This is a genomic window from Taylorella equigenitalis ATCC 35865 (genome assembly GCF_000276685.1).
Lineage (GTDB): Bacteria > Pseudomonadota > Gammaproteobacteria > Burkholderiales > Burkholderiaceae_B > Taylorella > Taylorella equigenitalis.
The window spans coordinates 159,215-172,726 of the sequence record NC_018108.1; the positions used below are offsets into that span (position 1 = coordinate 159,215).

Annotated in this window: 13 protein-coding genes; 6 read left to right on the plus strand and 7 right to left on the minus strand. The window is 39.0% G+C overall.

Annotated features, from left to right (window positions below):
• Nucleotides 1-36 precede the first annotated feature (36 nt).
• Both atpD and KUI_RS00800 read left to right on the plus strand, forming a co-directional pair.
• Entirely contained in the window at nt 37-1,440 is a 1,404-nt protein-coding gene (gene atpD, locus KUI_RS00795; RefSeq protein WP_013521930.1) for a F0F1 ATP synthase subunit beta, read from the plus strand.
• A gap of 14 nt (nt 1,441-1,454) precedes the next feature.
• Nucleotides 1,455-1,883, plus strand: coding sequence for a F0F1 ATP synthase subunit epsilon (locus KUI_RS00800; RefSeq protein WP_014840071.1), 429 nt, complete (start codon nt 1,455-1,457; stop codon nt 1,881-1,883).
• A gap of 51 nt (nt 1,884-1,934) precedes the next feature.
• Here the strand turns inward: KUI_RS00800 and KUI_RS00805 are convergent, their stop codons facing one another.
• Nucleotides 1,935-2,330, minus strand: coding sequence for a T6SS amidase immunity protein Tai4 family protein (locus KUI_RS00805; RefSeq protein ID WP_225972101.1), 396 nt, complete (start codon nt 2,328-2,330; stop codon nt 1,935-1,937).
• 127 nt (nt 2,331-2,457) lie between these two features.
• Nucleotides 2,458-2,739 (minus strand): T6SS effector amidase Tae4 family protein, encoded by a 282-nt coding sequence (locus KUI_RS00810; RefSeq protein WP_322785254.1) that lies wholly within the window; start codon nt 2,737-2,739, stop codon nt 2,458-2,460.
• Between the two features lie 366 nt (nt 2,740-3,105).
• On the opposite strand from KUI_RS00810, the gene KUI_RS00815 reads away from it, so the two are divergent.
• Genes KUI_RS00815 through KUI_RS00830 form a run of 4 tightly spaced genes read left to right on the plus strand, consistent with a single transcriptional unit; the run spans nt 3,106 to nt 8,630 of the window.
• Complete coding sequence (locus KUI_RS00815) at nt 3,106-5,742, plus strand: TonB-dependent receptor (RefSeq protein ID WP_014840074.1); 2,637 nt, start codon at nt 3,106-3,108, stop codon at nt 5,740-5,742.
• 9 nt (nt 5,743-5,751) lie between these two features.
• Nucleotides 5,752-6,648: an ABC transporter ATP-binding protein gene (locus KUI_RS00820; RefSeq protein WP_014840075.1), complete on the plus strand. Its 897-nt coding sequence runs from the start codon at nt 5,752-5,754 to the stop codon at nt 6,646-6,648.
• 15 nt (nt 6,649-6,663) lie between these two features.
• Complete coding sequence (locus tag KUI_RS00825; RefSeq protein WP_014840076.1) at nt 6,664-7,356, plus strand: hypothetical protein; 693 nt, start codon at nt 6,664-6,666, stop codon at nt 7,354-7,356.
• Entirely contained in the window at nt 7,353-8,630 is a 1,278-nt protein-coding gene (locus KUI_RS00830) for a DUF4857 domain-containing protein (RefSeq protein ID WP_014840077.1), read from the plus strand. The genes KUI_RS00825 and KUI_RS00830 overlap by 4 nt, the downstream gene beginning before the upstream one ends.
• Before the next feature lie 38 nt (nt 8,631-8,668).
• On the opposite strand, the gene KUI_RS00835 is transcribed toward KUI_RS00830, so the two are convergent.
• The 5 genes from KUI_RS00835 to KUI_RS00855 form a co-directional block, all read right to left on the minus strand.
• Nucleotides 8,669-9,952: a TRAP transporter large permease gene (locus KUI_RS00835; RefSeq protein WP_014840078.1), complete on the minus strand. Its 1,284-nt coding sequence runs from the start codon at nt 9,950-9,952 to the stop codon at nt 8,669-8,671.
• Entirely contained in the window at nt 9,952-10,560 is a 609-nt protein-coding gene (locus KUI_RS00840; protein ID WP_013521940.1) for a TRAP transporter small permease, read from the minus strand. The genes KUI_RS00835 and KUI_RS00840 overlap by 1 nt, the downstream gene beginning before the upstream one ends.
• Before the next feature lie 76 nt (nt 10,561-10,636).
• Nucleotides 10,637-11,632, minus strand: a complete 996-nt coding sequence (locus KUI_RS00845; protein ID WP_013521941.1) for a TRAP transporter substrate-binding protein — start codon at nt 11,630-11,632, stop codon at nt 10,637-10,639.
• 93 nt (nt 11,633-11,725) lie between these two features.
• Nucleotides 11,726-12,814, minus strand: coding sequence for a CobW family GTP-binding protein (locus tag KUI_RS00850; RefSeq protein WP_014840079.1), 1,089 nt, complete (start codon nt 12,812-12,814; stop codon nt 11,726-11,728).
• Nucleotides 12,815-12,849: 35 nt separating this feature from the next.
• Nucleotides 12,850-13,341 (minus strand): transcriptional repressor, encoded by a 492-nt coding sequence (locus KUI_RS00855; RefSeq protein WP_013521943.1) that lies wholly within the window; start codon nt 13,339-13,341, stop codon nt 12,850-12,852.
• Nucleotides 13,342-13,512 lie beyond the last annotated feature (171 nt).

The following is a 13,512-nucleotide window of genomic DNA, read 5'->3' on the forward strand; positions in this document are numbered from 1 at the left end:
ATATGCGTTGCCCAGATGTTTATTTAAGGAAATAAAATGAGTAAAGGTACCATCGTACAGTGTATTGGAGCAGTGGTTGACATCAAATTCCCACGCGATAATATGCCTAATGTTTATGAAGCTCTTATATTGGATAATAAGGGTGATGACTCCTCTTACGCTGAAAAAGGATTAACTTTTGAAGTGCAACAGCAATTAGGTGATGGTGTAGTACGTACTATTGCTCTAGGTTCAAGTGATGGTTTAAGTCGTGGTATGCCAGTTGAACGTACAAATGCTCCAATTTCTGTACCAGTAGGTAACGGTACACTTGGTCGCATTATGGATGTTCTAGGTCGTCCTATTGATGAGGCTGGTCCTATTGAGCACGAAGAAAAACGTAGCATTCACCAGCCAGCTCCTAAGTTTGATGAATTGTCACCTTCAGTAGAATTGCTTGAAACTGGTATTAAGGTGATTGACCTTGTTTGTCCATTTGCAAAAGGTGGTAAAGTTGGTCTGTTCGGTGGTGCAGGTGTAGGTAAAACCGTAAACATGATGGAACTTATCAATAATATCGCTAAGCAGCACTCTGGTTTATCTGTGTTTGCTGGTGTTGGTGAACGTACTCGTGAGGGTAATGACTTCTATCACGAGATGGAAGAGTCAAATGTCCTAGATAAAGTTGCGATGGTGTTCGGTCAGATGAATGAGCCTCCAGGTAACCGTTTACGCGTGGCACTTACAGGCCTTACTATGGCGGAAAAATTCCGTGACGAAGGACGTGATATTCTGTTGTTCATCGATAACATTTATCGTTATACACTAGCTGGTACAGAGGTGTCAGCACTTCTAGGTCGTATGCCTTCAGCTGTGGGTTACCAACCTACACTTGCAGAAGAGATGGGTGTACTACAAGAGCGTATTACTTCAACTAAAACTGGTTCGATTACTTCTATTCAAGCTGTTTATGTGCCTGCGGATGACTTAACTGACCCATCTCCAGCAACTACATTCTTACACTTGGATTCTACAGTGGTTCTTTCTCGTGATATTGCATCACTTGGTATCTATCCTGCGGTTGATCCTCTTGACTCATCTAGCCGTCAACTTGATCCGCATGTTGTAGGTGAAGAGCATTACTCTGTAGCCCGTGCAGTACAGCAAACCCTTCAGCGCTATAAAGACTTACGAGACATTATTGCCATTCTTGGTATGGATGAATTGAGTCCAGAAGATAAGCAAACTGTTGCCCGTGCTCGTAAAATTCAACGTTTCCTATCTCAGCCATTCCACGTTGCTGAAGTATTTACTGGTGCTCCTGGTAAGTACGTTCCACTTAGTGAAACTATCCGTGGATTTAAGATGATTGTTGAAGGGGAGTGTGATTCACTTCCTGAGCAAGCATTTTATATGGTTGGAACTATTGACGAAGCTTTTGAAAAAGCTAAGTCACTATAATTTGAGGAATTGTTATGTCGACTAAAACTTTAAAAGTTGACGTAGTAAGTGCAGAGGAGAGCATGTTCTCTGGTACTGCAAGTATGGTAGTTTTACCAGGTGTGACTGGAGAGATAGGTGTGTTGCCAGGTCATACACCGTTAATCTCACGCATCAAGCCTGGCCGTGTAAAAATTACACGTGAAGATGGTTCTGAGGAGACTTTATTCGTGGCTGGTGGTTTGCTTGAAGTGCAACCGTTCGCCGTAACTGTGTTAGCGGACACGGTTGTTCGTATGGAAGATCTCGATGAGCAAAAAGCACTTGAAGCTCGCAAGAGAGCCGAAGAATCTCGTAAAAATGCAACTTCACGAGAAGAGATTGCAGTTATTGAGCACGAACTTGAAATGCTTTCAGCTCAAGCCCATTATGCAAGAGTGTATACAGAGAAAGTTAAGAAGTAAAATTTGTATTTCTGCTTTAAATTAATGACCGCCTACCTGATAGGCGGTTTTTCATTGTATGGTAATGTACAGGCATGAACACGCATTTAGTTCTTCACTATGATAAAGATCTAAACAATTTAACAATTTAATTGGATTGGCTTTTCTTTTAGTATTAACGTTTGAATTTATAGTGAATATATCTATGATTTCTGTAAATTTACCTGTGTTATTTTCAATGTCATAACTAGTAGCATTGTTGAGGGCATCTTCAGTTTCAAGTACATCTTCTTTAACAGCTGGATTGTCGTTGTATATCCAAGCAATGCAAGCAGAAAGTACCAAATCTCTATAATTTTGCTCATATGTTCTAGAGGTAAATTTTGGAAATGAGCTTGTCTCATCCTGAGCTTTCAAAGAGTTGTTCAGAAGAAGAAAGCAAGCACTAAACAAGATAAGTTTTTTCATAGTCATTTAAGCTCCCAAAAATAAGCTTTGCTAGCTTCATCACCAAAAAAGCAACTATCGTAGCAATTTGAGCCGTCCCATAGAGTTGCATGACCTGAATAGCCTTTATGTCCAGGTAATAAAAAAATTAAAATCCCCATTTATTAAGTAATATTTCATTACTTACATTTGGCTTTGAAATTTCTATGTCAGGCTGACCCCAAGTGTGTGTTAAATAATGAACTAAATCTGCAATTCGAAAAAAGTACCAATTATTATTAAGACCTGAAACCGTTTTGTTAAAAATTTTTGGTACTTTTTGACCACTAAAATTTAATATATAACTCATTCTGACGGCACAAGTATTTTTCCAAGTATTGTCAGTTTTCAGAAAGTTTAAGTATAAATTTCCTCCTATTGTTTCTGCTATTTGTTCCCTTTAAAAAGAAAAGGTATTAGGTCTGATTTCAATTCGCTTAAATAAATTAGAAGCTGCCAATTCATTGTTAAAAAATTGGACGACTCATATAAACTCTCCAGAAATTTACATATTAATTTTGATTTATTAAAACTTAAATACATATGAGGTTATGCTTCTATTAAATATGACCCTAAGTTAATTAAGTAGACTATTCAAAAAAGCTTTGGATACAAACCTTTCCCTTTATTAACTCATGCCCTAAACGCATACAAATAAATAATTTGTAAAAAACTGTTGATTTTGTGACTAATTGAATTAAAATGAAAATGATAATTGTTATCATTATCTTTCAAAATAATCATATCTCAATAGTTTATGTCTAATAAGTCCTTCTCTAAGCACCCAATAAGCGGTGCCTGTTTTTTAAGTAGTCCTTTAACTTGTATAAGTTTAATAACACTTGCGGTGCTATCTACTTCTCTTCTTTCTATTCAAGTTAATGCCACTGAAATTCAAAATGCAAAAAATGTGGATGAAGGGACATTGCCATCCATAACAGTTGTTGGTATCAGTACATCACCTAACAAAGCATTGGTAGAAAAGCACAGCAAAACAGGGTCTATCGAAGAGGCATTAAGTCTTAAGTCTCAAGTTCAAACTGCGAGCAATGCATTTAGAAGTTTGCAAGGGGGTGAAATACGACCACCACAAATTTCTATTTCGGGAGGGCGACCATATGAAAGCTTATATGTGATCGACGGTCTCAGTAATAACAACTATATCACTCCAGAAAAGGTACGGTCTAATATTGTCAATACGCAGGGACGTAGTGACTATGTAGGTAATTTTGTTAAGGGAAGCGACCCTGCCTCTACGGCACAAAGCTACAACCTATCGGTCGACCAATTAGAAAACATAGAAATAGAAGATTCCAGAATATCCGTCAAGTACTCCGGATTCACAGGCGGTGTCATAAAGGCAGAGACACGAAAACCAGACACTACGCGATTTGGCGGAAAAATCTATTACGGCCATGCACGTAGTTCCTGGGATATCAAACACTACGACGAAGTCCAGTTAAAAGGTGAAGATTTCTATAAATCCTACGACGCAACAAGACAGCCCGACTATACCAAACACTCTGCTGGCGTTATGCTTAACATCCCATTCAACAACAATTGGGGTGCCATAATGTCATACGACCGCAAGGATTCTAAAATTCCAATCCTTTATTATGCTGGCAATGATGCCGAGACCGCGGTCCCAAAAGATCAATTGCGCCGTTCAGAAACTTTTCTAGCAACCCTTGGTGGGAGAACCGCATCAGGGCTTGATGTTAAGTTAACAGGCATTTACTACAAATATAAGGGCGATTATTTTAATAGTCGTGCCATTAAGTCAGGATATGCCCAAGATCAAGAAACTTACGACCTATCACTTAAATTATCTAAACAGTTTAGGATCGGTAAGGGTACGGCTAAATTCAAATATGGTCAGTTACGGACAGCTAGAGACATTGAATCCAGTACATATTTGCCGTGGCTTACATTAGGCGATAAAAACTGGGGTGAACCTTATCCTTATTCAGCAGAAGGTTCGCAGGCAACTGGTAGCATGTTTTTAAAACAACGCACATTGTTAGTTGATACAGATTTTGAATTCAATCCAATTGATATTGGCAGTACAAAACATAAAATCGCCCTCGGTGCGGAGGTTGAGACGATTCTAGGTTACATGAAAAATGGGGGTTATATCGACTACATATTGACTCTCACATCCAAATTCCAAGGTGCATTGGCTCCAGGTCAAGATGGTGTAGGGTATAATTTTGCACGTACAAATGGTGCTATTCCCGATCAATTCTTCATCGCAAAAAATATATCGCCTGCATTTGAGAGAAAAGCTAGAACTCAACGCATCTCGTTATGGGTGGAAGACACAATTTCGTTTTCCGACTTTAAGCTAAGACCTGGTGTTAGGCTTGATTATGATGATCAGTTTGAGAATTTAAACATTGCCCCACGTTTGAGTGGTGAATGGAATGTGATGGGCAAAGATAGAATCATACTTAAAGCTGGTGCTGGTCGTTATTATGGTGGTCCTAGTTTATATCACTCATTGTACAAGGGCTTATACTCAGCAAGATATCAACGCAAAGGTATGACACCATTGCCAGATGGGACATTGCCACCATTTGAATTTCAAAAATATTGGATGAAGGGTGCGGACTATATCGCAAGCGAAATGGAAACTCCGTACTCAGATGAATTTAGTGCAGGATTTGAAATGAAACTAGCACGCGGTTTCCATGTGGACTACAACTTCATAAATCGTGATTCGAAAAAAGGCATAACGGAACATCAAGTTAAAACTAAGGACGGAGATACTACATATGCAGCTTCTAATGATGGGCATAGCCATTTTAGAAGTCATACATTGTCCATTACAAATGACTATTTCGCTGACCATTACTTTAGTTTAAGTGCAACGTGGACTCGCAACCGATCTAGTTTTACAGACTATAAAACCTTTACGCTTACTGACTACGATGAAAAGTTAAAACGTGACCGTTCGCGTGTTATATATGAGGGTACTTTGATGAATGCCTCGAAGCTCGATGCGAGCCAATTTAACACGCCGTGGAATATAGTTGGATATTGGAAAGGTAGACTCTCAAATAATGTACTCCTGTCTTCGACGCTTTCATATAAGGGTAAAACTCCAGTACTAGTTGAAAAGGGCTGGGAGACATTGAAAGATGGAACGCAAGTAAAATCGTATGAAAGGGGGACATTGCCATCAAGATTAACTGTAGATATGTCTTTAGAGTTGGAGCTTTTTAAAAGGACTAATTCTCATCTCAAAGCCACTGTGGACGTGTTCAATGTGTTTAATAAAAAAAATATTAACGGCATGGGCTTCATAAAAGATAGAAAGACGGACAAAAAAACTTACTTTAACTATTACCAACCTGGCAGGTCAGTGCAAGCCCGTCTTGAATATGTGTTCTAGCAATTCAGTATGGCAAATCCAGTTATTCGATGTTCGCATCTATATCACCGTTATGGAAAAAACGAAGTAATTAAAAATCTTAATTTCGAAATCCAACGCGGTGGTATTTATGGACTTCTCGGGAAAAACGGAGCTGGAAAAACTACAACTATCAATATCTTGATGGGATATATCGAACCCTGTAGTGGTGTCTGCGAGGTGCTGGGCGATGCGAGTCACAACCTGCAACCCGTGACACGTAGCAAAATAGGACTTCTTCACGAAGGATTCACTCAATATGATTTTATGACGATTGAGCAGATTGAAAAGTTCTATTCTAAGTTCTATCAAAATTGGAAATCTCACATATTTTGGGATCTTGTGTTTAAGCTAAAAGTCCCATCAAGTAGAAAATTATCCAAGCTGTCATTCGGTCAAAAGTCTCAAGTTTGCTTAGGCTTGCTTATGGCACAATCCCCTGAACTCATGATTCTTGACGATTATTCTATGGGCTTGGATGTTGGCTATCGCAGGCTATTGCTAGATTATCTAAAAGATTATGTGGATGAGCACGGGACGACCGTATTACTTACATCTCATATTGTGCAGGATTTGGAGCGACTTATAGACCACATGCTTATCATTCAAGATGGGCAGCTGTTGTACTCTGCGTCTCGCGGGCATTTTTTTGAAAATTTAAAGCAGTGGAAATTTGAACTTGATTTAGCTAACGGGGTGGCAATGCCTTTTGCACCCAATATCTTAGTTTCACTCGAGCAAATTAATAAACACGTGTTTGTGAGCTCATTTAAAGATGAGGCTTTTGTTAAAAATTATTTGCGTGATCAAGGTTTAGAGTTAAGAGGTTGGCATGAACTTCCACTATCGTTTGAGGATGCCTTTCTCTGTCTAACTGGGAAGTATTAGTGTATGAGTAAGAGCATGGAAAATAGGCGTATTGCCAGCCCGTACTGCGGATTGATTTACAAGGAGTGGCTGAAACTTAGGTTTATCTGCTGGTTGCCGTTTGTGCTTGCGTTTGCCGTCTTAGCGTATTCCTATTTTGAAATGCTAGGCGTTCAAACTGCTCACGGGGGCGTGGCTTTGTGGCGAATGGTTGTGTTTAAAGATGAGATGCCCTTTAAACCGATAAAGTACATCCCCTTGGTGTCAGGCATTTTAATTGGAGCTGCTCAGTGGCTTCCTGAAACTCTGAATAAAAAAATTCGTGTATTTCTGCATCTGCCCGTAAACCAATACGTTGCACTGGGTCTGAGTTTGGGCGTTGGGTTGTTGTTTATGATAGCAATAAGTTTATTGCTGATTTTTGGAGAGGGGTACTTGTCAACGAAATTCCTTCCACATGAAGTCTCGATCTATATCATGCAGACGATTGTGCCTTGGTGTATCGCAGGGGTTATCGGGTATGTGGTGATTGCAATGACGTTGATTGAAACAAAATTTGTGGCACGTCTTCTGTACGCATGTGTGGGGGCGGTTTTCTTGAAAGCACTGTTTGCATCGGATGTGTACGGTACATATATAAACTCTAGCTTATATTTTGTCTTAGTCGTTTTAGCTTTACTGGTGGCAATGTTCTCTCTATTAGATCGTGTTAAAAGGTCAAGAGCATGATTGTGTTTTCTCGATTGTGTTTATATTTTGTTTGTGTGATGGCAATGGCGTCGGTATTGCCATCATATGTAAAACAAATTTTTCCTCTAGGTTATAAAACTTCAATAATCAACTACAGTGCGGACCTTGATAAATTGATTTTCAGTAATTATGAAAACGGAAATTGGTCTTATGCCGATGAGGACGGGCGGGAGCTAACGAAGGAGGAGATGAATAAGGCATTGCCATTTAAAAATTTATATTCGTTAATGCGACTTAAGCAACTACCCGAAAAGGTGGGGGATTGGACATTTGATCCAGATCTTGCATATAAGTTTATTAATAGGGAGCGATTTTCTGCTCACCGTTTAGATAAGCCGAAGTTGAAACTGTATACCCTTATGGAATCGAATCCTGGTATAGATGGTTTTGATACGCCTGACGATTTATTTAGAATCACGGATTATGGCATAGAGTTTATCGACCTTGAAACTAATAATGTTAATAAATCTAAAAGTCATGAACTTACAGAGTTAATGAAATCGCAGGGATTTAACTTTCCTCATAAATTTATAGCCGACAGTCCAGACCCGAGGAAAACAATCGATAATGGCGTGTTTATAGTGGACTCAGATTATCGCGTGTTTCATCTGAAGCTTCTTAATGGTAGGTTTTCTCTAGTGCGTACGGATACGATTCTTCCTCAAAATACTGTGGACATTGATGTGCTTGAGCAAGCTCGACAGCAGTTTCATGCAATGATTACGACTACAGATTCGCTTTTATTGTTAAAGTGGGATGATTATAGAATTGTGAAGGTGCCTTTTAATGAGTACAAGCCATATTCAGAAAACATTGCCATTGATGGGGATTATTTAAATTGGGAGTTTACGAGATCTGCTGTCGATGATTCACGACGGGATTTTGTAGTTACTGATAGGGATTTAAATACTTACAAACGCCATCATTGGGAATTAGATAAAGACTATAAAAATAAGAAATGGAATGTGCGAAATGCAGTGGGATTTTTCTTTCCTTATTTTGTTAAGTTTGATTTAAAAGAAAGAACGCAAAATAACATTTATTTACGCTTAATGGGGGCGGAGTGGTGGATTATGATTCTTGGGTCCATGGTCTCCGTATTTGCTTATATGTTGGTGTGTAATAGGGGTAGAAGTTGGAGTAGATGGGCAAGGCCATCAATATGGGATTTGCTTTTTTTATGTATAACAAGTTTTTATGGGCTGATTGTTTTATTGATTCTAGGACCAGTAAAAATAGGGAGACCCGACTGAAATGTCGGGTTCTTAGTGCATAAGGCTAACTACGTAAATTAAGTTTGACCAATTACATTTGGCAACCACAGCGAAATATCAGGTACGTACGTAATCAAAATCAAAAAGAGTAGCATGATCACAAGCCATGGCAATGTCGCCTTAATCACTTTTTCAACTGGCATTTTTGTAATGGCTGAGGACACAAATAGATTCAATCCCACAGGAGGTGTAATCAGACCAATCTCCATATTAACAACCATCATAATACCCAAGTGGATAGGATCGATTCCTAATTGGGTGGCAATAGGGAAGAGTATAGGCACCATAATCAAAATAATCGCTGACGGTTCCATAAACGCCCCTGCAACAAGCAGAATAATATTTACGACTATTAAGAACTGCCAAGCCTCTAAGTTCATATCAGCCACAATGCGAGTTATGTCTTGAGGTATATTTTCCGTAGTTAGTACGTGAGCAAATAACATCGCATTTGCAATAATAAACATAAGCATTACACTTAATTTTGCAGCCTCTAAAACTACACGTGGACACTCTTTTAGTTTGATATCCTTGTACACAAACACAGCTACAAAAAACGAATATGCAGCTGCTACTGCCGCAGCCTCAGTTGCAGTAAATGCTCCTGAATATATCCCACCCAAAATAATAAACACTAAAATCAAACCCCATAGGGCTTTTCTAGCAGAAACAATCCATTCACGGAAAGTTGCACGTGGTTGAGCAGGTAGATTTTTGCGGCGTGCCACGATATATATTGCGACCATAAGGACCACACCAAGCAATAGACCCGGTATCACGCCAGCCATAAATAATCTACCTACAGATTGCTCAGTTACAGCTGCATACACAACCATTGTGATTGAAGGAGGAATTAAAATGCCTAATGTACCTGCATTAGTCACAATACCCGTACCGAAATCAATCGGATATCCTGAACGTACCATGCCCGCAATAGTGATAGAGCCCACAGCGGCAACAGTGGCTGGACTAGACCCTGACAATGCAGCAAACAACATACATGAAAGCACTGATGCGATAGCAAGCCCACCACGAATATGGCCAACCGATGCATTTGCAAAATCAATCAATCGCTTAGCCACACCGCCCGTAGTCATGAACGCACCAGCAAGTAAGAAAAACGGAATCGCAAGAAGGGTGTAATGTTCGGAAGTTTCAAAAATCTTAACGGCTATCGATGATAGTGAGTCCGCACTGAAAAATAAAATTATTATGCTACTCGATAAGCCTAATGAAAAAGCAACGGGTACCCCCATCAACATAAATAGGAAAAGAGTGCCAAATAATATAACTATGGACATCACACCTCTCCTTCTGCTTGAAGTTTCAATGCATCTTCAGCTTCATCGGCTAAGCCAAGATTGCTTTGTTGACGTTTTAAAATTCGAATTAGAATTTCGACGAATCGATAAATTATGAGTATATATCCGACAAAAAGAATAAGACCGATATGCCATAAACGTATACCGAACATTTCTAAATCTTCTGCCTCAACATCGGCTATATACAATGCTTTTACCCAATCCCAAGCAGCATATAAAACTATTCCACAATAAACTATACATAATATGACAGCTAATATGGCAATACACCTCTGCACAGACGGTGGAAATTTTTTTGTAAGTATATCAATGCCAATATGTCCCGCAGTTCTGACACCATATGAAGCACCAAGAAATACTAATACGGCACAAAGTAATTTCGTAAGTGCAAGTGTGTAAGTCATAGATGAAGCCAGCTGAAGAATAAACACACCAACTTCTTCGAAAATTGGAATCTTAGAACCTAGCCATAAGAAAGGCTCGTAAAGTTTGTTTAGTACGACATAAACAAAAGTTACGATAGTCATGGCGGAAAGACCAAATATGAGGAAGAATTCCTCAAGTCTACCAAGCACTTTATTGAACATAATATACAACCATCTTTAAAGTAAAAAGAGCCCCGTCGCATTTAGCTTCAGGGCTCAAGGAGGAGTTATCTGTGAGTTACTTTTTATTGAACTGTTGAGCAGCTTCAATTAAATCAGAACCAATCTCGCCTTCAAATTTTTTCCAAACAGGCTTCATAGCTTTGCGCCACTCTTCTTTTTCAGCATCGCTAAGAATAAGGATTTCAGTAGTTCCTGCTTTAACAATACGTTCTTTTTCACGCTGATTAAGAGCTTGAGCCTCTTGGTTAACGGTTTTAGTAACTTCAGCTAAAATGTCGCTTAAACCTGTACGTATATCCTCTGGAAGACCATCCCAGAATTTAGAACTTGTAATCACCATATATGCTAGAGGTGCATGTCCAGTTTCTGTGATGTATTTTTGTACTTCGTGCATTTTTTGTGAGTAGATGTTTGAGTAAGGATTTTCTGTACCATCAACTACACCAGATTGAAGTCCTTGATAAACTTCGGCAAATGCCATCTTACGAGGGATAGCGGTTAGACGTTTGAATTGAGCATCTAACACGTCAGAGGCTTGAACACGGAATTTAAGACCACGGGCATCAGAAGGTTTGCGTAGTGGCTTATTAGCCGACATATGTTTGAAGTCATTATTCCAATAAGCTAAACCGATAATTCCTTTATCATGCATAGAGTTTAAAAGCTCTTTACCCTTATCGCTTGTTTCAAATTTCTCAAGTGCTTCGGGACCGTCAAATAAGAAAGGTAAATCGAATAATTGAATTTTCTTTTGGTACTTAGAAAATTTAGCCAATGACGGTGCAAGCATCTGAACATTACCTGTCAGAAGTGCTTCCATCTCCTTTCCGTCACCGTATAGAGAGGAATTTGGGAATGTCTCTACCTTAACGCGACCTGGGAATTTTTCTTCAGCTAATTTTTTAAATAAATCTGCACCCTTACCTTTTGGCGTGTCGGAAGCAACCACGTGCGAAAACTTGATTACGATAGGTTCTTCAGCAAATGAAGGACTAACAAATGCACATCCAAGAGCTACTATGGATAATGCTTTTAGAAAAAATGGCTTCATAAAAAATCCTCGGTAATATTCTATGTTTGTATTATTAAGCTATTTTTAGTATGAAGCCCTTAGGAAAATCCCTAACTTAAGGAAAACCCTAGACTATGCTAGACACTGATTTAACCCTTCAGTAAACACGTCGTGTGGTAGGTTTTTCCCAATAAAAACGATTTTGCTTTGTTTTTTCGCTGTACCCCAAGGTTGCCCTGGATTAGTACCCAACACCATGTGTACACCCTGAAGTAGGAACTTGACTGGGGCACCTTTGATATAGATAATCCCTTTATATCTATACATATCAGGTCCATAAACCTGCACAAGACCACTTAAAAACTCATCTAATTTAACGGGATCGAATGGTTTTTCAGATGTATATACGAATGCCTTGATAGCATCGTTGTGGTGTGAGTGGTGGTGATCGTGATGGTGATCGTGATCGTGTTGGTGCCCGTGTTGGTGCCCGTCCCCATGTTCATGGTGGCAATGATCATCGCACACATGGTCATGGTGATCATGATCGTGCTCTTCTTCTTTCAAAAATTCAGGGTCAATCTCTAAAATCTCATTCAGATTAAAGCCAGATACACTAAGTATCTTATTCAAATCTACTTCACCAAAATTAACAGGCATTATTTCAGCCCTAGGATTCATATGAATAAGCCTGTGCCTTAAGTCCTCATACTCTTCATCTGAAACTAAATCCCTTTTTGAGATCAATATCCTATCTGCAAAACCAACTTGTGCTTGAGCTTCAATTTCATTTGTAAGCGTATCCATACCATGTTTTGCATCTACAACTGTAATTACAGCATCTAGTCTGTAGAACGCTGCCACATCATCATTTAGAAAGAAGGTTTGGCAAATGGGACCTGGATTAGCTAAACCAGTAGTTTCGATTATGACTCTATCAAATTTACTTTGACCTGACTCAAGACGGTCTTTTAGATCAAGCAATGTGTTTTCTAAATCCACACGAACAGAACAACAAATACAACCATTATTAAGTTCGATAATTTCTTCATCGGTAGATTGGATTAGAATTTCGTTATCAATATTTTCTTCGCCAAATTCATTTTCAATAACGGCAATTCTTTGGCCGTGAGATTCTGTCAGGATACGTTTAAGAAGAGTGGTTTTACCTGCTCCCAAAAAGCCAGTTAAAACCGTAACTGGGATCATAGTGTTTTGCATAAGAGAATGTTTTTGTTCTAAATAATCCTCTTATTTTAAAAGAAAATGTGCTTTTGGCGACACTCCCTGCAAATTGAACGAATTTCAGTTTTAGGGGCTCTATGCTCGAACCCAGCTTCTTCTAGAAGTTTTGAGATATATGGGGAGATATCGGTGTGGTCTAGCTCTTGAACTTTACTGCATCTAGAGCAAACTGCTATTACACTGACATCGTCAGAACTTTCTTCATCTTCGTTATTAAAACTATTACATACAACCCATCCATTTACGGTGTCTACCCTATGTACAAATCCCTCCTGAACTAGGAATTCAAGGGCTCTATAGACGGTGGCAGGCTGAGAGCTTTTGTGATGAGCTTTCATCATATCGAGAAGTTCATATGCTTTTAGGCTACGACCTGCCTGCAATAAGAGTATAAGTACTTGTGTACGGATGGGGGTAAGGCGTTGTCCTCTAAGGTTGCAAATTTCTGTTGCTTGCTTAATACGGTCCTGGATATTTGCTGTAAGAATTTTTGGGACTGCCATAGACATTGCCTAATGTGATATGTTATAACATTATGAAATAATATAACGATACTATGTATCATTAAGAATTGACATATTTTATATGCGATTTTTTACATATTATTTAAACCCGTTGTTTCGTTGATAGGTGTCACGCAGTATGAATCAGGATCATGATCACGGAAAAGTAAG